This window comes from Streptomyces sp. NBC_01171, from assembly GCF_045039805.1.
GTDB lineage: Bacteria > Actinomycetota > Actinomycetes > Streptomycetales > Streptomycetaceae > Streptomyces.
Map to the genome: position 1 here is coordinate 6349771 of NZ_CP108609.1, position 17432 is coordinate 6367202.

Below are 17432 nucleotides of genomic sequence, written 5' to 3' on the forward strand. Positions count from 1 at the left end.
GAGTGAGACGCCTTCCCCACAGATCCCTTTCCCGCAAGGGAGCCACGGTCGGAGCCGCCCTGCTGTCCACGGCGGCGCTCCTCGCCGTGGCAGTCCAGGCGACCCCCGCGGCCGCCCGGCCCGCCGCCCCCCACGCCCCCCTGCGCACCGGCGCCCTGGAGGCCAGGCTCAGCCCCGCCCAGCACGCGGCGCTGATCAAGACCGCCAAGCAGGGCACCGACGACACCGCCCGCTCCCTCGGCCTCGGCGCCAAGGAGAAGCTGGTCGTCCGGGACGTCGTCAAGGACAACGACGGGACCGTGCACACCCGTTACGAGCGCACCTACGCGGGCCTGCCTGTCCTCGGCGGCGACCTCGTGGTGCACACCCCGCCCGCCTCCCTGGCCAAGGGCACGGTGAGCACCACCTTCAACACCAAGCGGGTCATCAAGGTCGCCTCCACCACCCCGGCCGTCAGCAGGTCGGCGGCGCAGTCCACGGCGCTCAAGACCGCCAAGGCCCTGAAGGCGGAGAAGCCCGCCGCCGACAGCGCGCGCAAGGTGATCTGGGCCGGCTCCGGCGCCCCGACCCTCGCCTGGGAGTCGGTGATCGGCGGCTTCCAGGACGACGGCACGCCGAGCAAGCTGCACGTCATCACCGACGCCACCACCGGCAAGGAGCTGTACCGCTATCAGGCGGTGCAGACCGGCACCGGCAAGACGCAGTACAGCGGCACGGTCAGCCTCAACACCACGCTGTCCGGGTCGACGTACCAGCTCTACGACACCACGCGCGGCGGCCACAAGACGTACAACCTGAACAAGGGCACGTCCGGCACCGGCACCCTGTTCACCGACGCCGACGACGTGTGGGGCTCCGGCGCGGGCTCGGACACCCAGACCGCCGCCGCCGACGCCGCCTACGGCGCCCAGGAGACCTGGGACTTCTACAAGAACACCTTCGGGCGCAGCGGCATACGCAACGACGGCGTCGCCGCCTACAGCCGCGTCCACTACAGCAACGCCTACGTCAACGCCTTCTGGGACGACTCCTGCTTCTGCATGACCTACGGCGACGGCACGAGCAACACCCACGCCCTCACCTCGCTGGACGTCGCCGGCCACGAGATGAGCCACGGCGTCACCTCCAACACCGCCGGGCTCAACTACTCCGGTGAATCGGGCGGGTTGAACGAGGCGACCTCCGACATCTTCGGTACCGGTGTGGAGTTCTACGCGAACAACACCACCGACCCCGGTGACTACCTCATCGGCGAAAAGATCGACATCAACGGCGACGGCTCGCCGCTGCGCTACATGGACAAGCCCAGCAAGGACGGCGGCTCCGCCGACAGTTGGTACTCCGGGGTCGGCAACCTCGACGTGCACTACTCCTCGGGCCCGGCGAACCACATGTTCTACCTGCTCTCCGAGGGCAGCGGCACCAAGGTCGTCAACGGCGTCACCTACAACAGCCCGACCTCGGACGGCGTCGCCGTCACCGGCATCGGCCGGGACAAGGCCCTCCAGATCTGGTACAAGGCGCTGACGACGTACATGACGTCCAGCACCAACTACGCCGCCGCCCGCACCGCCGCCCTCAACGCGGCCGCCGCGCTGTACGGCACCAACTCCGCCGAGTACGCGGGCGTCGGCAACGCCTTCGCCGGGATCAACGTCGGCAGCCACATCAACCCGCCGGCCAGCGGGGTGACCGTCACCAACCCCGGCAACCAGTCCGCCACCGTGGGCAAGGCGGTCAGCCTCCAGATCCAGGCCAGCAGCACCAACAGCGGCGCGCTCAGCTACAGCGCCACCGGGCTCCCGGCCGGACTGTCGATCAACGCCTCCACCGGCCTGATCTCCGGCACACCGACCAGTGCGGGCACCGCCAGCACGACGGTCACCGTCACCGACTCCGCGGGCAAGACCGGCACGGCCGCCTTCACCTGGACGGTCAGCGCCACCGGCGGCGGTTGCTCGGCGACCCAGTTGCTCGCCAACCCCGGCTTCGAGTCCGGCAACACCGGCTGGACCGCGAGCAGCGGCGTCATCACCACCGACAGCGGCCAGGCCAGCCACGGCGGCTCGTACAAGGCATGGCTGGACGGCTACGGCTCCGCGCACACCGACACCCTGGCCCAGTCGGTGGCGATCCCCGCGGGCTGCAAGGCGACCCTGACCTTCTACCTGCACGTGGACTCGGCGGAGACCACCACCAGCACCCAGTACGACAAGCTGACGCTCACCGCCGGTTCGACCACCCTGGCGACCTACTCCAACCTCAACAAGGCCACGGGGTACGTCCAGAAGACCATCGACCTGTCCTCGCTGGCGGGCTCGACGGTCAGCCTGAAGTTCACCGGGGTCGAGGACTCCTCGCTCCAGACCAGCTTCGTCATCGACGACACCGCCCTGACGACCGGCTGATCCGCACCTCCCCGCACGACAAGGGTCCCGCACACGGGTGTGCGGGACCCTTCGCGTTCCCCGTCAGTTCAGCGGGTCCAGCGTGAGGTACGCCTGCTGCGGATTGCCGTCGTTGACCAGCGACTCGTGGTTGCCGACGTCGTCGAAGGCGAAGGCGTACGCCTTGCCGTCGGCCATCTGCGCGTGGATGGCCTTCGCGTACTGGTTGGTGACCCCGTCCTGGTAGAAACCGGCGTCGGAGCTGTCCGGCTGGTTGGGGTTGCTCAGCAGCGTGGAGCGGTTGTAACCGGCGCACAGGGTGCGGGAGATGGGGCCGCGCACCTGGTCGTTGGGCGCGTCCAGCAGCTTGTGGCAGCCGAAGATGCTGGCGGCGTCCGGCTTCTGGAAGCTGGTGACCACCGCGCCGGAGGAGTTGGTGAAGTTCATGACGTTGCCCGAGACCCGGCCGAAGTACTTGGTGTTCGGCTGGTCGGTGAACGGCGTCACGGTCAGGGTCTGCGAGGAGTACTTCGACCAGACCCGGTTGACGTAGTCGTCCATCACGTTGGCCGGCAGCGCCCCGGTCTCCACGCCGTACAGCGGGGAGAGGGCGCGCAGCACGGTGCCGTCCGAGCGGGTCTGCACCAGGCCGGACCAACCCGACTTGCTTCGCAGCGAGTTGAGGACGGCCGAGTAGCCGCCCGCCTTCAGGTGGCCGGTGGTGGCGACCTGGCCGTCGCCGCGCTTCACGCCGACCGCGTAGGGCGCCGAGAACATGTCCACCTGGGTGCTGTTGAGCCAGAGCCCGGCGTCGTTCAGCGTGTACTCGGACCAACTGAACAGGATGTCCCGGTTCGGGTCCGACGGGTTCTGCACGGCCGGCTGCACCAGACCGCCGGTGGTGAGGCGGAAGTCCAGCTTGCGGCCGTAGGAGAAGTAGATCCGGCCGGAGAACTTCGGTATCCGGATGGTCGTCGACTGGCCAGGACCGGGCCCGGCGATGGCCGCGTCCGGCGCCGGGGTCGGCGGGTTGCCGCCCGCGGGCCAGGCGTGGAAGGCGCCGCCCGCGTCGGCCCAGCCCTGCCGCCCGGAGGACAACTGGGTGCCGAGGTCGTAGATGTACACCGGCTCGGAGCGGCCCGAGTTGTTGGTGATCTGGAGCGGGATCGTGTCCGGCACCGCGGCACTGGCCTGGCCGGCGGTGCCGAATGTCAGCACCGAGCCGACCAGGGCGGCCGTGGCCGTGGCCGACAGCGCGGAACGAGCGATTCTTCGAGTCAACTCTCCACCTCCGTGTGGGGTTCGGGGCGGCACGGATACTGGTCCGTACCTTTTTGAGAGCGCTCTCAGAGTGCTTGTGTGTCACGGACGTGTCAATCAGTTGAACCGAACACGTTCCGTCAAGTGAGCAAGCGTCAGAAGGTGCGCCGCAGCAGAGAGTTGAGCGCCTCCCAGTGGCGCTCCTCGGCCGCCGCGTCGTAGGACGAGGTGTCCTTCTGGGTGTAGCCGTGCGGTGCGCCCTCGTAGACCTCGCTGGTGTGGCGTACCCCGGCGGCCGTGAGCGCGTCGTCCAGGCGGCGGATCTGCTCCTCGGGCATCGAGGAGTCCTGGTCGGCGTGGCCGAAGTACAGCTCGGCCGTGATGCGGTCGGCGCCCAGGTGCGGGCTGTCCGGGTCCTCGGTGGCCAGGCTGCCGCCGTGGAACCCGGCGACCGCCGCCACCTGCTCGGGATGCGTGGCCGCCGCGCGCAGCGCGAGCCGGGCGCCCATGCAGTACCCGGTCACCGCCACCTGCCCGGCCGCGACCAGCGGGGACTCCTCCATCCAGCCCAGAAACGCGTCCGCGTCCACCTCCGCCCGCTGAGGCGTCAGCGAGTGCACCAGGGGGCCGAGCCGCTCCCAGATCGCCGGGTCGGCCGCCGGGTCGATGAACTCGGGCAGCTCCACCACCGGGGCCGTCCCCTGCCGGTAGAACACATTGGGCACCAGTACGGTGTACCCCTCGGCGGCCAGCCGGTCGGCCATCCCCTTCAGCCAGGGCCGCAGCCCGTACGCGTCCTGGTAGAAGAGGACTCCGGGATGCGGTCGCCCGTCGGCGGGGTGGGTGAGATAGGCGTCGGCGTCACCGTCCCGCGTGGGGATGGTGACGGTCGTTCCCTGCACGTCGGTCATGATCAGCACGCTTCCCTGTCTGTCTGGGTCGGTCTACTCGAACCGCGCGGGGTCGCCCGCGCCCACCCGCACGATCTCCGCCTCGCCACTGGAGAAGTCCACCACCGTGGTCGGCTCGGTGCCGCACTCGCCGGAGTCCACCACCGCGTCCACCACGTGGTCGAGCCGGTCCTTGATCTCCCATCCCTGGGTCAGCGGCTCCTCCTCGTCCGGGAGCAGCAGCGTGCTGGAGACCAGCGGCTCGCCCAGCTCGGCCAGCAGCGCCTGGGTCGCCACATGGTCGGGGATGCGCACGCCCACGGTCCGCTTCTTGGGGTGCAGCAGCATGCGCGGCACCTCACGGGTGGCCGGCAGGATGAAGGTGTAGCTGCCGGGCGTCGCCGCCTTCACCGCGCGGAACACGTCGTTGTCGATGCGGACGAACTGCCCGAGCTGCGCGAAGTTCTGGCACATCAGCGTGAAGTGGTGCCGGTCGTCCAGCCGGCGGATGGCACGGATGCGCTCCATGCCCTCCTTGCTGCCCAGCTTGCAGCCGAGCGCGTAGCACGAGTCCGTGGGATAAGCGATCAGCGACCCCGACCGGACCGCGTCCGCGATCTGCGCCACGGCGCGGGGCTGCGGGTTGTCGGGGTGCACGTCGAAGTACTTGGCCATCCGCCGAGCTTAAGCCGTCCCCATCCGTCACTCGCGCACCCCCACCCGGCCAGGCGTAGGACGTGAGAACCGGGGCATCCGCACGTCGAGGCACCCGGAGCACTCCCCCCCAGCTCCGGGCCCCGCCGTCTCCGCCGGTGGCCAACGCCCCCCAGGCCACCGGCGGAGCTTTGTCCGTGTTCACCCGACGACGCGCGGCGGGGGTGTCGGGTAACGTCGGCGGTCGAACGCCGAGGCCGAGACGGGGACGAGGTGCACGACGTGGCCGCCCGAGCCGGCGAGGGCACCCACGCCCCACCGCCGCACGACACCGCCGCCGCCTGGGCGGAAGAGCTGCTCGACCAGTTGCGTCCCGCGGTCCGGCACCCGCGCCGGGTCGTCGCCTGGCTCGCCCGCACCGTGCACGCCACGGTCGGCCTCGAGGACGCCGACGGCCGGCTCCTCGCCGGTGACCGCCTCCCCGCCGACGCCACGGTCCGCGCCGACGTGGCCACCGGACGGATCTCCGCCGCCGCTCTCGAGGACGGCGGACGCCATGTCCACCTGGTCGGCATCCGCCATCCCGGACCGGGCCGCGCGGCCGGTGCCGTGCTCACCGTTGCCCGCCCCGAACCCTTCGACCGGCGCGCCGCCGAGATCGTCCACCGGACCGCCGGAGTCCTCGGCCTGCTGCTCCGGGAGGGCGAACTCGCGCGCTCGGCACGCCGGTTGCGCCGCGCTTCCGCCGATCTGCGCCTGGCCATCCTGCAGCTGCTCATGGTGGAGGACGTGGTCTCCGCCCGCCGGGTCGCCGCCGGACTCTGGCCCGGCCTGCTCGAACAGGACACCGCCCGCGTCTACGTCGTCGAGGGCTCGCCCGCCGGCCGCGACGCCCTTGCCGAGGAGTGCGCCGACCTCACCGAGGGCCGTGCGCTGGTCGTGCGCTGCCCCGCCATGGACGGCCATGTCATCGTCGTCAGCCCCGCCTCGGCGCCGGGGGAGAGGCTGCGCACCCTGGTCGCCGACCGCCCGGGCACCTACCTCGGCGGCAGCATGCACCAGCGCCTCGCCCGGACCGCGACCGCCTACGGCCAGGCCGTCAGCGCCCTCGCCGTCGCCCGGTTCAGTCCCGGCCGCATCGCGGTCTACGCCGAACGCACCCACCCCGAACGCCTGCTGGACCCGGCCGCGCTGCGCACCTGGTCCGCCCGGACGCTCCGCCCGCTGGACACCCTGCCCCACCACACCCGCGCCGAGCTGCTGGCCACCACCCGGCTGGGCCTGGACTTCACCGCGGTCAGCGCCGCCAAGGTGCTCGGCGTCAGCCGCAACACCGTCCGCGCCCGCATGGATCGGCTCCAGACCCTGCTGGACACCGACCTGACCGACCTCACCACCCGCACCGCCGTCCGGCTCGCCCTGCTCACCGAGGCGGCGCACGGTCCGTACGACCCCGCTGCCGTCCCGCCCCCGCACACCGGGCTCCGCTTCACCGACCTGCTCGACTCCGCCGCGCTGCGCGGCTGGGCCCGCGATCTGCTCGGCAGGCTGGACGGTGACGGGCGCGACCTGCGGGGCACCCTGAGCGCATGGATCGCGGCCGGGGCCAACGCCGAACGCGCCGCGAAACAGCGGGGTGTGCACGCCCAGACGGTCCGCGAACACGTCCGCGCCGCCGAACCCGTACTGGAACGCCAGCTCCTCGCGGGCGGCAGCGACCTGTACGAGGTGGTCCTCGCCCATCTGGCGGACGGCACTCTCGCCGCCCCCGAGGCCGGAGCGAAGGGGGACCAAGCGGACGCACCTGTGCACGGGTGAGTGCTCACCGGCGCGGACCGGGCACCGCTGCGATGGTCACCGCCGGGCCCCGCGGTTAAGTTCGGCAGTCCAGCGGGGGTACGACCGGAGCGGGGGGCCGGTCGTACCCCTCTCGCATGCCCGCACCCCGGCCCGGTCGTGGGCTCAGTGCTGGGCGTTCTGCGCGGGCAGGTCGAAGACGTGGCCGGGGGATATGACCTTGGTGACGGCCTGCCCGAACAGGGTGCTCGGCTCCTGGCCGTCGTGCGCGATGTCGGTGTTCAGCAGCACCACCAGCGAGGTGCGCGCCGAGGGCAGATACACCGTCAGCGACTCGTACCCCGGCAGTGAGCCGTTGTGGCCGATCCAGCCGTGCACGTCGAAGATGCCCAGCCCGTAGCCCGCGTCGGGGTAGCCGGTCGGCGGGGTGAGCAGGCGCTGGCGCTGGGCGGCGGGGGAGACCATCCGCTCGCCGTCCGGGAACCGCCCGGTGGCCACCGTGCGGGACCACACCCGCATGTCCTCCAGGTTCGACACCATCGCGCCGGCCGCCCAGGCCCAGGACGGGTTCCAGCCGGCCGTCTCCGCGATCTTCCCGTCCGCCGTCTGGTCGGTGTACCCCTGCGCGTGCGGCTTCGGGAACTCGGTGCCCTCGGGGAACGAGGTGTGCTTCATCCCGGCCGGGTCCAGCACGTGCTGCTGGATGTAGTCCCCGAGCCCCTGCCCGCTGCGCTGCTCCACGACCAGACCGAGCAGGATCAGATTGGTGTTGGAGTACTCGAACTTCGCGCCCGGCTTGAACTGCACCGGGTGCTTGAAGGAGTAGTCCAGCAACTGCTGCGGGGTGAAGGAGCGTTGCGGGTCCGAGGTGAGCGCCTTGAAGAAGTCCGGGTCCTGGGAGTAGTTGAACAGCCCGCTGCGCATGTCGGCGAGCCGGCGCAGCGAGATCTTGTCGCCGTTCGGCACGCCGTCGATGTACTGGCCGATCGGGTCGTCCAGGTCCACCTTTCCCTGGTCGACCAGTTGCAGCAGCGCGGTGACGGTGAAGGTCTTGGTCTCGCTGCCGATCCGCATGTACAGATCCGGGGACATCGGGCGCTTGCTGCTCTTGTCGGCGACGCCGAAGGAGCGGACGTAATCGCCCTTGTCGGGCGTCCAGATCCCGACCGTGACTCCGGGGACGTCCGCCTCGCGCATCACTCGCTGTACGGCGTCGTCGATCTGCCGGTTCACCTCGGGGGTGAGGGCCTGCACATCGGGGCCCGTGGGGGAGGGGCTCGGGGATGCCGTGGTGGGCGGCGCCGCCAGGGAGGGGGCCGCGGCGAGCGGGACGACGAGTGCGCCGAGGGCGGCCGCGGTGGCGAGCCTCAGGCGCAGGCGTGCTGGGGAACGGGGCATGGGCTGACTCCAAGCACATGAGAGCCGGAGCTGCGGCAGGGCTGACGCCCGGGGCTCTCAGCATAGGAGCGCTTCTTCCGCCCCGCCCGTCGGCCGTTCGGGTGAGCGCCGGGGCTCAGCGGACCGAGGGCTCCGGCGTCAGGACCAGCACGCTGGCGTCGTCGTCCACGTGGTGGCCGAGGTGGCGTACGTCCTCCCACAGGGCGTCCGGGAGCGCGGCGGTGCCGGTGTCCGCGAGGGCGGCCAGGCGCTCGGGCAGGGGGTAGAAGCTGCCGGAGGTGTCCCGCGCCTCCCACAGCCCGTCCGTGGCGATCAGCAGCCGGTCGCCCGGGTCCAGTGTCACCGTGACCTCCTTCGGCGGCTCGACCCCGAGGAGGCCGATGCCCAGCGGCGGACCCGGTGCGACCGTCAGCTCCCGCGTCCGCCCGGCGCGCAGCAGTACCGGTGGCGGGTGCCCGCAGGTCACCACCCGTACCGTGCGGGTGTCGGCGGAGAACTCCAGCAGCACCGCCGTGGCGAACAGCTCCGCGTGCCGGACCCCGGACGAGTCCACCACCAGCCTGCGGTCCATCCGCGCGGCCACCGCCTCCAGCGCCCGCTGGTCCAGCGCCGCCTCGCGGAACGCGCCCAGCAGCGCCACCACCGTCCGCACCGCCGACAGCCCGTGCCCCTGTACGTCCCCCATCACCGCCCGCACCCCGTAGGGGCCGTCCCGCACGTCGAAGAAGTCCCCGCCCAGCAGCGTCCCGTCCTGCGCGGCCCGGCTGAACCCCACGCACCGCAGGTCCCCGACGCGCTCCGGCAGCGGCGGCATCACCGCCCGCTGCACCGCCTCGCCGATCTCCCGCTCGGTGTCCAACTGGGCGTCCCGGTGGCTGCGTACGTAGGACACGAACACGCTCAGCAGCGCCACGAAGGCGATGGTCAGCAGGTCCGTGTCGCCCGGCCGGTCGAGATGGGTCACCGGCACGAGCAGCGACACGATCACCAGCGCGCACAGCGCCGCCGTCGCCAGCGGCCCGTACGACAGCACCGCGAGCGGCGGGATCGCGCCGAGCAGGAAACCCAGGTCGCTGGCGTGCGGGGTGACGAGGGTGGCCAGCGTGACCGCGACCAGCAGCAGGATCGGCAGGACTCGTACCCACCGCGGCGGCGGAGCACCGCGGAGCCAGCCGCGCCGCTCCCGCGTTCGGCCCGTTGACCAGCCACGCAGCGATCTCACACGCCCACGCTACGCCGGGCCCGCCCCCGTCGCCCGCCCCGTAAAACCCCTGGACGCCCGCGCGGGTGTCCCCCTACTGTTGCGCGAGCACGCCCGAGACGGACCAGGAAGGAGGCGAGCGTCATGCACACCGCACCGAACGCGCGCTCCCTCAACTCCGTCATCCGGGTGTGCCACGCCTGACCGGACCGGGAGCGCCTCGAAAACGAAGGCTCACCTCCCGGAGGACACCTTGACCGCACCGGTCATCCGCACGCTCGACCCGAGCAGTGCCCACCTGTTCCACGACTTGCCCGACCCGCTCGGCCTGAGCGAGCGGCACCGCGCCACCCACTACCGCCCCGACTGGCAGCGCGTCGCCCTGCGCGACGGACGCCCCGTGGCCCGCGCCGCCTGGTGGGCCCGCGCCGAGGACCCCAGCCCCCTGCTGATCAACTGGTTCGACGTGGCCGAGGGCGAGGAGGAGACGGGCGCCGAGCTGCTGCGCACCGCGCCCTGGACGACCCCGGAACTCGAACTCGACCTCCCGCCGGGCTGGCGCGACGACCCGGCCCTGGCCTCCGCCGTGGCCACCCGTACCGCCGCCGCCCGCCTCGCCGGATACGAGCCTCTCGTGGAGCGCTTCCTCTACCGCTGGACCCCTGACCTGGGCCTGCCCGAACAGCCCGGACGCCTGGAGTTCGCCCCGGAACCGGACGACGCCGTGTTCCTCGACGTCCTGCGCCGCATCCACTCCGTCACCCTGGACGCCCACGCCCGCCGTGCCATCGAGAAGGGCGGTGTCGAACTGGCCGCCCAGGAGGAGCTGGACTTCTTCCACTGGTGCCCGTCGCCGAGGGAGTGGTGGCGCCTCGCCCGTACCCCCGAGGGCGAGACCGTCGGCATCCACGTCCCGGCCCGCAACCCCTCCGGGCCCTGCGTCGGCTTCATCGGCGTCGTCCCCGAGCAGCGCGGTCACGGCTACGCCTACGACCTGCTGGCCGACTGCACCCGCTTCCTCGCCGCCGAGGGCGCCGACTTCATCGCGGCCGCCACCGACCAGGGCAACTTCCCGATGGCCGCCCACTTCACCACGGCCGGCTATCCCGTCGTCCGTGAGCGGGTCAACTTCCGGGCGGACCAGGAACCGGCCGCCTAGTCGACCGGTTCGCTGAGGCGCGCCTGTGCCGTCGTGAGGATCTCGGTCACCCTGAGTCCGAACGCGGCGTCGCAGGCGTGCCGGCGGCCGGTGCGGGCGGCGGTCGCCAGCGCGTCCACCGCACGGGCAAGCGCGGGCACCGCGCCCTCCGAGCTCCTCGGCAGCAGCGCCACGCCCGAATCGCCCCGCAGCTCCACATCGGCCCCGGCCGCCGAGGGCGGCGCCGACAGACTCAGCGTCAGCGTGCTCGACGCCCCGGTGGCATGGTCCAGCACCAGATGTACGGTGTCGGCGGGACCGTGCGCCGCCGCGAGCACCTGCTGTACGTCACCCAGGACCGGGAGCAGGACCGACAGGGCGTGCGGGCCCACGTCCCACAGCGCGCCCTTCTCCCGCCGCCAGGCCGACGCCGCGAACGGGCTGTCGCTGGTGAACACCGAGCCCAGCCACTGCGCCCGCGCCGTGAACCACCCCGCCTCGGCGGCCTGTTCCTCGATCCACGCCTCCGGCTCCTTCTGGAACCGGGTGGTGAAGAACACCACCGACGCCACCTGGGCCCGCTCCGCCGCCTCGGCCACCGCCCGCGCCTCGGCCACGCCCAGCGCCAGCGGCTTGTCCAGCAGCAGATGCCGCCCGGCCCGCGCCGCGCGCACCGCCAACTCCGCCTGCACCGACGGCGGGAGCGCCACCGCCACCGCCTCCACATCGGCCAGCAGTTCGTCCACCTCCGGGTACGCCCGCACCCCGTACTCCCCGGCCAGCGCGGCCGCCGCCTCCGGGCGGCGCCCCCACACCCCGGCGAACTCCACACCGGGGTGACCGGCCAGCGCCGGGGCGTGTGCGGCGCGCGCCCAGGGGCCCGTTCCCAGCAGTCCGATGCGCATCGAGCGCTCCCTTCTCCCAGCCGCGGTCCACGGCATCAAGGGACGGCGTCCCTCTTGTCATGGGTATACGGCTCCACCGGCCGGTCGTCTCCGGCCAGCCAGTGGGCGATCGTCTCCGCGATCGGCTGACCGGTGTCCAGCTCGACGAAACCGAACTGGCCCGACTGATTGCACTCCAGGAACCACCAGGTCCCGTCGGCGTCCTCCGCGAAGTCGAAGGCGCCGTAAGCCAGTTCGGCGGCCTTCAGATAGCGGCGGACCGACACCGCCACCCGAGGGGGCACCTCGGCGGCGAGCCAGGGGGAGACGGACGGGGCGAAACGGACGTCCACATGGTCGGGGTGCGCGTCCGGATCGGCCGGTTTGCGCGCCGCCAGCAGCCGGTCCCCGACCGCCGTCAGCCGGATGTCGGCCCGCTTGGCCACCCGTCGCTGGAGCAGCGTCGGCCCGAAGGCCACCGCACTGAAGTCGGTGCCCGGCGCCACCCGGCTGGTCGGCACCGCGCGCGGCGGCTCCTGCGGATGCGCGCCGGAGACCGGCTTCACCACCACGTCCCGGTGCCGCTCGGCGAACTCCCGCGCCGTGTCGGGGAACGTGGTGATCAGCGTGGCCGGCACCGGCAGCCCGCTGCGCTGGGCGAGCCGCAACTGCCACGGCTTGTGCCGGGCCCTGCGGGCGGCGTCCGGATGGTTCATCCAGCGGGCGTCGCTGCATCGCAGCATCCCGTACAGCGCCTGCGCCGACTCCTGGGTCAGCCAGGAGGACGGCTGGGCGGCACGGGCGGCCGCGTCGCCCGGCCTGCGCACCCAGATGGAGCGCAGGCCGCTCACCTCGACCAGGCGCCCGCCGACGGACAACTGGCCGCCGCAGGCGTCCCCGGCGTACTCGCCGGTGAGCGCCACCCCGTTGGTGAGGTCGGCGGGGTCGAACCGGACGACGGGCACACCCGCCTCGCCCAGCCGCAGGACCACCATGTCCGCCGTGACGTCCTCGTCACTGGTCAGGATGAGCACGGTCATCGTCGGGGCCCGCGATCAGTCGTCGAAGTGCGTCTTGGAGCCCGCCGTGGAGGTGGTCGTCCCCAGGGTGAGCAGGATCGCGTGATCGGTCGCGGCGATCCGCCCGTCCGGCAGGACGTTCAACTGCAGTGCGGAGTCGTACGCGTACGGAGCGGTGACGTCCAACTGGTCGGCAGGCCGTGCGTAGTTGAGCGTGAACGGTTGCATGGTCTCTCCCCTGTTTCGTCCTTCACGTCCTTATACGAATCGAACGAGTGGTTGGTTTCCTCACACTCCGTGACCAGAGTCCGGGGGGAGGCACCGTGAACCGATGGGTCAGCAGGAAGGACGCCGCGCGGGGCGCGGTGGCTGCGCCCCACCGCACATTCGTCTGCCCCGTAGGCCCTCGGTGCGAGCCCGGGTCACCCGGCCAAGGTGGCGCGCGCGGCGGACAGGGCCTGTTCCGCGTAGCCCCGGCCGAAGAGCACCGCGTGCACCAGCAGCGGGAAGAGCTGATGCGCCCCGACCCGGTCGCGCCAGCCGTCGGCGAGGGGGCTGGTCTCCTCGTAGCCGCCGAGCACCTGTTCCAGATGCGGGCAGCCGAAGAGGCGGAGCATCGCCAGGTCGGTCTCCCGGTGGCCGCCGTGCGCGGCCGGGTCGATGACGCGCACCTCGCCGTCGGCGCCCCACAGGACGTTGCCCTGCCACAGGTCGCCGTGGAGCCGCGCGGGCGGCTCGGGGGGACCGGCGAGCGCGGGCAGCCGCTCGCACACCGCCTCGATCACCCGGGCCTCGCCCGGCCGGACCGTGCCCGCGTCGACGGCGGACCGCAGGTACGGCAGCACCCGGTGCTCGGCGTACCAGGAGGGCCAGTCGTCGCCCCGGACGTTGCGCATCGGCGCCCGGCCGATGTACGCCTCCTCGGGCCCGCCCGGCGGGGCGGCGCCGAACGCGGGGGCGCCCGCGGCGTGCAGATTGGCCAGCGCGCGGCCGAAACGCGTCGCTGCCCCGGCGTCGGCGGCGCCGGTCGGCACCCGTTCGCTGACCAGGGACCACTCGTCGTGCCCGAGCACCTCCGGCACCCGGACCGCACGCGCGGCACCGAGCCAGCGCAGCCCGGCCACCTCGGCACGCACCGCGCCGGGGCCGTCGCCGCGCTTGACCATCACGGTGGTGCCGTCCTCAAGGGTCACCTCGGCGGGCGATCCCGCCCCCACCGGGCCGCCCGTCACCCGGCGCCCGGTGAGCCGGGACGCCGTCAGCTCTGGATCTTCGACTCGCTCGACCACGGCCCCAGGGTACGGCCCGCAAAAGCCCCGCCATGTCAGGAACTTCGAGCCTTGCTACGACGGTTTTCGGTCAAGTTCGCCCGGAATGCCAGGCGGTGACGTCCGTTTCGCATCCGAGGGTCGGCCGGGGCCGCGCCGACCCGCCGGACGGGTAATCGGCTGGCCCGTTCGGGGGTCGTACCGGCGTGTCGCTGCGACAGACGGGTGGAGAGCTGACCCGGCTGGACGGCCCGGATGGTGCGCGGCGCCGGCCGGTCCGACGGTGGATCATGTCGAGGCCGGGTCATGTCAGCCGATGAGGAATCCGCTGCCCGGCCACGGCGGAAGGACACCGACATGCGCTCTGCCCGCATTCTGCTCGCCACGGCGGCCGCGTCCGCCGCCCTCGCCCTGGCCCCAGGCGCCGCGCTCGCCGGGGACGACGGAGGCCGGGACGACTCCTCCTACAACAAGCAGCACGACAGCGACTCGGACCAGGGCAACGGGTCCGGTGACAAGGAGTCCGGAGGCAGGGACTCCGGGGGCAAGGACTCCGGCCGTGACTCCTACGACTCCGACAGCGACGGCCCGCGCGGCGGCATGCACACCGGCGGCGGTGCCCTCGCCGCCGTCAGCAGCGGCGACTGGAGCTCCGACTCCGGCGACGACAGCCGTTTCGACCCGGAGAGCTACAAGGACAAGGGCGACGGCGGCGGCAGTGGCGGAAAGGACAGTGGTGGCAAGGACAGCGGCGGCAAGGACGACTCCGACGAGCCGCGCGGCGGCATGCACACCGGGGGCGGCGCCCTCGCCGGCTCCGGTGGCGTGACCACGGGCGGCGTCGCCGTCCTCGCCGCCGGTGCCGTCGGCGCCTACGCGCTGCGCCGCAAGAAGGCCGCCGGGTCGGCCTCCTGACCGTCCCCGCATCCCAGGGGCCGTGGCCGCCGTCGACGCCGTACCGCGTCGGCGGCCCGCGCCCCCCGATCCAGATCCCTGTGCTGCCGTGCCCGAGCGAGGTGGTGTCCGATGGCAGCAGACCCTTCCGGTGACAACGCGGGCCGGGGCGGCCGGCTGACGCTGTGGGGGGTGGCCATCGTCGTCCTGGCGCTCAGCGTCTTCGGCGGCCACCACGGCACGGTCAACGGCACCGACACGGCCCGGACCAAGGCCGCGACGGCGGGCGCGGTCCAGGCGGGAGCCCCGCTGCCCCGCTCGGCACCGACCCGGCTGCGCATCCCCAAGATCGGCGTGGACGCGCCCTTCACCGCCCTGGTGCTCGCCTCCGACGGCCAGTTGGAACCCCCGCCCGCTGGCAACACCAACCTCGTCGGCTGGTACAGCAAGGGCGCCTCGCCCGGCGAGAAGGGCACCTCGGTCATCGCCGGCCACGTGGACACGACCACCTCGGCGGCCGTCTTCGCCAGCCTCGACGACCTGGCGCCCGGCGACCGGTTCTCCGTGGAGCGCGCCGACGGCAACACCGCGAACTTCGTCGTGGACAGCGCCGACACCTTCGCCAAGGACGACTTCCCCAGCGAGCGGGTGTACGCGAACGCCAAGCGTCCCGAGGTCCGGCTCATCACCTGCGCCGGGGACTACGACCACTCGGCCAAGGACTACACGGAGAACCTGGTCGTCTTCGGCCACCTCGTCTGAGGCCCCGCGTTCACCGGGCGGGGGGCGCCAGCGGGCCGTCGGGTGCGAAGGCGAGGGCGGCGAAACGCTCGCCGATCCGCCGGTGCGCGGCGCCGTCCGGGTGGAGGCCGTCGGGCAGCGGCAGCTCCGTGAAGTCGGCCTCCCCGTACAGCTCGCGTCCGTCGAGCAGGTGCAGGTGCGGGTCCTCGGCGGAGCGCTGGGCCACGATCCGGGCCAGCTCCTTGCGTATGGCGTTCAGCGTCAGTTTGCCCTGGGCGGTCTCCGCCGGGTTCCCGGCCGCCCGGAACGCGAGGCGGCCCTCGCTCAGGGCGGAGAGGTCCGGCATGGTGGGGCCGGGGGTGTCCTCGTGGATCGGGCACAGGATGGGGGAGACCACGAGCAGCGGCGTGTCGGGGTGGCCCTCGCGGACGGTGTCCAGGAACCCGTGCACGGCGGGCCCGAACGCGCGCAGCCGCATCAGGTCGGTGTTGACCAGGTTGACGCCCAGCTTGACGCTGATCAGGTCGGCCGGGGTGTCCCGCAGCGCGCGGGCGGTGAACGGATCCAGCAGGGCGCTGCCGCCCAGTCCCAGGTTGACCAGCTCGACCCCGCCGAGCGAGGCGGCGACGGCGGGCCAGATGCCGGTCGGGCTCGCGGCGTCCGAGCCGTGGCTGATGGAGCTGCCGTGGTGCAGCCACACCGGGCGGCGTGAGGCGGGTACGGGCTCCACGGGCGCGTCGGTGCGCAGGGCGACCAGCTCGGTGGTCTCGTTGTGCGGCAGCCAGATCTCCACGGTCTTGTCCTCGGCGGACAGCCCGGTGAAGCGGGCGGTGCCGAGCGGGCCGGGGGTCAGCTCGGCGGCGCCGGTGGTCATGTCGATGGTCAGCGTGTCGCCGCCGGTGACCGAGGCGCTGCCCGCCGGGCGTCCGTCCACCAGCAGGTCGTAGACGCCGTCCGGGCGGGGCGGGGCGCCCAGGTAGGCCCGCTTGGTGGGCAGCGTGTCCAGCTCGATCGCGGTGGCGCGGGTGCGGAACACCAGCCGTACGCCGGAGGGCTGGGACTCCACCATGTGCAGTTGCGGATCGGCGCACTGGGCGCGGGCCCGCGCGGGCAGCCGGTGCGGGAGCAGACCGCGCTCGGTGCGCTCCAGCTCCAGGGCGCCCCGGACGAGGTCGGCGGTGAGGGGGGTGGTGGTCCAAGGGGTGGTCATCGGTGGCCTGTCGGGTCAGGGGCGGGCGGGGGAGTGGCGGGCCAGTTGCGCAGGAGGGCGTCGAGCGCGTCGAGCACGCGCTCCCAGGACTCCTGCGAGCCAGGGGCGCTGTGGTCGAACCCGCCCGCCGACTCCAGGCCGACATAGCCGCTGAACACGCTGCCCAGCAGGCGAACGGCATGGGTCTGGTCGGGCTCGGCTAGGTCGTAGCCGCGCAGGATCGCCCGGGTCATCGCCGCGTGCCGGACGCCCGCGCTCGCGGCGGCGGTCTCCGGGTCCAGCCGGTACCGGGCCGCCTCGAAGCGGCCGGGGTGCGCGCGGGCGTAGTCGCGGTAGGCGTTGGCGAACGCGGTCAGGGCGCCCTTCCCGGCCCGGCCCGCAAGGGCCTCGGCGGCGCGGTCGGCCAGTTCCTCCAGAGCGAGCAGCGCGATCCGGGTGCGCAGGTCGTGGGAGTTGCGCAGATGCGAGTACAGGCTCGCGGTCTTCACGTCGAACCGCCGGGCCAGCGCCGACACCGTCACCTGCTCGAACCCGGCCTCGTCGGCCAGCTCCGCCCCGGCCCGGACCAGCCGCTCCGTACTCAGCCCCGCACGCACCATGGACCCGCCTCTCGAAGAACCTGACCGATTATGTATTTGCCTAAAGGCTTTAGGCAAATATGGCCCAGGCGTAGGCGGGAACGCCGACGGCC

General features: G+C 72.7%; 16 protein-coding genes. 5 read left to right on the plus strand and 11 right to left on the minus strand.

The genetic code is table 11. The features are described from left to right. Positions 1–2 precede the first annotated feature (2 nt). Complete coding sequence (locus tag OG448_RS29400; protein ID WP_405558313.1) at positions 3–2408, plus strand: M4 family metallopeptidase; 2406 nt, start codon at positions 3–5, stop codon at positions 2406–2408. A gap of 63 nt (positions 2409–2471) precedes the next feature. On the opposite strand, the gene OG448_RS29405 is transcribed toward OG448_RS29400, so the two are convergent. The 3 genes from OG448_RS29405 to OG448_RS29415 all read right to left on the minus strand — a co-directional run bounded on the left by OG448_RS29405 (position 2472) and on the right by OG448_RS29415 (position 5212). Then, positions 2472–3668 (minus strand): glycoside hydrolase family 64 protein, encoded by a 1197-nt coding sequence (locus tag OG448_RS29405; protein WP_405558315.1) that lies wholly within the window; start codon positions 3666–3668, stop codon positions 2472–2474. Positions 3669–3802: 134 nt separating this feature from the next. After that, on the minus strand, positions 3803–4558 hold the full coding sequence (locus OG448_RS29410; protein ID WP_405558317.1) for a dienelactone hydrolase family protein: 756 nt from the start codon (positions 4556–4558) through the stop codon (positions 3803–3805). Between the two features lie 33 nt (positions 4559–4591). Next, a complete protein-coding gene (locus OG448_RS29415) occupies positions 4592–5212 on the minus strand; it encodes an L-threonylcarbamoyladenylate synthase (protein WP_391301324.1) in 621 nt (206 codons plus the stop codon). A 261-nt stretch (positions 5213–5473) separates the two neighbouring features. On the opposite strand from OG448_RS29415, the gene OG448_RS29420 reads away from it, so the two are divergent. After that, positions 5474–7009 (plus strand): helix-turn-helix domain-containing protein, encoded by a 1536-nt coding sequence (locus OG448_RS29420; RefSeq protein WP_405558318.1) that lies wholly within the window; start codon positions 5474–5476, stop codon positions 7007–7009. 144 nt (positions 7010–7153) lie between these two features. On the opposite strand, the gene OG448_RS29425 is transcribed toward OG448_RS29420, so the two are convergent. Together OG448_RS29425 and OG448_RS29430 are read right to left on the minus strand one after the other, a co-directional pair. Then, positions 7154–8386, minus strand: coding sequence for a serine hydrolase domain-containing protein (locus OG448_RS29425; protein WP_405558320.1), 1233 nt, complete (start codon positions 8384–8386; stop codon positions 7154–7156). A gap of 115 nt (positions 8387–8501) precedes the next feature. Continuing rightward, positions 8502–9608, minus strand: a complete 1107-nt coding sequence (locus OG448_RS29430) for a PP2C family protein-serine/threonine phosphatase (RefSeq protein WP_405558322.1) — start codon at positions 9606–9608, stop codon at positions 8502–8504. Positions 9609–9840: 232 nt separating this feature from the next. Here OG448_RS29430 and OG448_RS29435 point away from each other — a divergent pair, with 232 nt between their 5' ends. Next, positions 9841–10746: a GNAT family N-acetyltransferase gene (locus OG448_RS29435; RefSeq protein ID WP_405558324.1), complete on the plus strand. Its 906-nt coding sequence runs from the start codon at positions 9841–9843 to the stop codon at positions 10744–10746. Here OG448_RS29435 and OG448_RS29440 read toward each other — a convergent pair. From OG448_RS29440 to OG448_RS29455, 4 genes are all read right to left on the minus strand, one after another. Then, complete coding sequence (locus OG448_RS29440; protein WP_405558326.1) at positions 10743–11630, minus strand: Gfo/Idh/MocA family protein; 888 nt, start codon at positions 11628–11630, stop codon at positions 10743–10745. The two genes, OG448_RS29435 and OG448_RS29440, sit on opposite strands and share 4 nt — an antisense overlap. Positions 11631–11665: 35 nt before the next feature. Next, positions 11666–12649, minus strand: a complete 984-nt coding sequence (gene tgmB / locus OG448_RS29445; protein ID WP_405558328.1) for an ATP-grasp ribosomal peptide maturase — start codon at positions 12647–12649, stop codon at positions 11666–11668. A gap of 15 nt (positions 12650–12664) precedes the next feature. After that, entirely contained in the window at positions 12665–12856 is a 192-nt protein-coding gene (gene tgmA, locus OG448_RS29450; RefSeq protein ID WP_391301310.1) for a putative ATP-grasp-modified RiPP, read from the minus strand. A 194-nt stretch (positions 12857–13050) separates the two neighbouring features. Beyond that, on the minus strand, positions 13051–13917 hold the full coding sequence (locus OG448_RS29455) for a fructosamine kinase family protein (protein ID WP_405558330.1): 867 nt from the start codon (positions 13915–13917) through the stop codon (positions 13051–13053). Positions 13918–14253: 336 nt separating this feature from the next. On the opposite strand from OG448_RS29455, the gene OG448_RS29460 reads away from it, so the two are divergent. Both OG448_RS29460 and OG448_RS29465 read left to right on the plus strand, forming a co-directional pair. Next, positions 14254–14811, plus strand: coding sequence for a hypothetical protein (locus OG448_RS29460; protein WP_405558332.1), 558 nt, complete (start codon positions 14254–14256; stop codon positions 14809–14811). Between the two features lie 111 nt (positions 14812–14922). Next, positions 14923–15552 carry a class F sortase gene (locus tag OG448_RS29465; RefSeq protein ID WP_405558334.1) on the plus strand — a complete coding sequence of 210 codons (630 nt, stop codon included), beginning with the start codon at positions 14923–14925 and terminating at the stop codon, positions 15550–15552. Positions 15553–15562: 10 nt separating this feature from the next. On the opposite strand, the gene OG448_RS29470 is transcribed toward OG448_RS29465, so the two are convergent. After that, positions 15563–16741, minus strand: a complete 1179-nt coding sequence (locus tag OG448_RS29470) for a GDSL-type esterase/lipase family protein (protein WP_405558336.1) — start codon at positions 16739–16741, stop codon at positions 15563–15565. After that, complete coding sequence (locus OG448_RS29475; RefSeq protein ID WP_405558338.1) at positions 16738–17340, minus strand: TetR/AcrR family transcriptional regulator; 603 nt, start codon at positions 17338–17340, stop codon at positions 16738–16740. Before OG448_RS29475 ends, OG448_RS29470 begins: the two co-directional genes overlap by 4 nt. Positions 17341–17432 lie beyond the last annotated feature (92 nt).

Bases quoted from the DNA above. Each gene is read 5' to 3' on its own strand.
- OG448_RS29410 (WP_405558317.1), bottom strand. From the start codon at position 4,558: ATGACCGACGTGCAGGGAACGACCGTCACCATCCCCACGCGGGACGGT.
- OG448_RS29415 (WP_391301324.1), bottom strand. From the start codon at position 5,212: ATGGCCAAGTACTTCGACGTGCACCCCGACAACCCGCAGCCCCGCGCC.
- OG448_RS29425 (WP_405558320.1), bottom strand. From the start codon at position 8,386: ATGCCCCGTTCCCCAGCACGCCTGCGCCTGAGGCTCGCCACCGCGGCC.
- OG448_RS29440 (WP_405558326.1), bottom strand. From the start codon at position 11,630: ATGCGCATCGGACTGCTGGGAACGGGCCCCTGGGCGCGCGCCGCACAC.
- tgmB (WP_405558328.1), bottom strand. From the start codon at position 12,649: ATGACCGTGCTCATCCTGACCAGTGACGAGGACGTCACGGCGGACATG.
- tgmA (WP_391301310.1), bottom strand. From the start codon at position 12,856: ATGCAACCGTTCACGCTCAACTACGCACGGCCTGCCGACCAGTTGGAC.
- OG448_RS29460 (WP_405558332.1), top strand. From the start codon at position 14,254: ATGCGCTCTGCCCGCATTCTGCTCGCCACGGCGGCCGCGTCCGCCGCC.
- OG448_RS29465 (WP_405558334.1), top strand. From the start codon at position 14,923: ATGGCAGCAGACCCTTCCGGTGACAACGCGGGCCGGGGCGGCCGGCTG.
- OG448_RS29470 (WP_405558336.1), bottom strand. From the start codon at position 16,741: ATGACCACCCCTTGGACCACCACCCCCCTCACCGCCGACCTCGTCCGG.
- OG448_RS29475 (WP_405558338.1), bottom strand. From the start codon at position 17,340: ATGGTGCGTGCGGGGCTGAGTACGGAGCGGCTGGTCCGGGCCGGGGCG.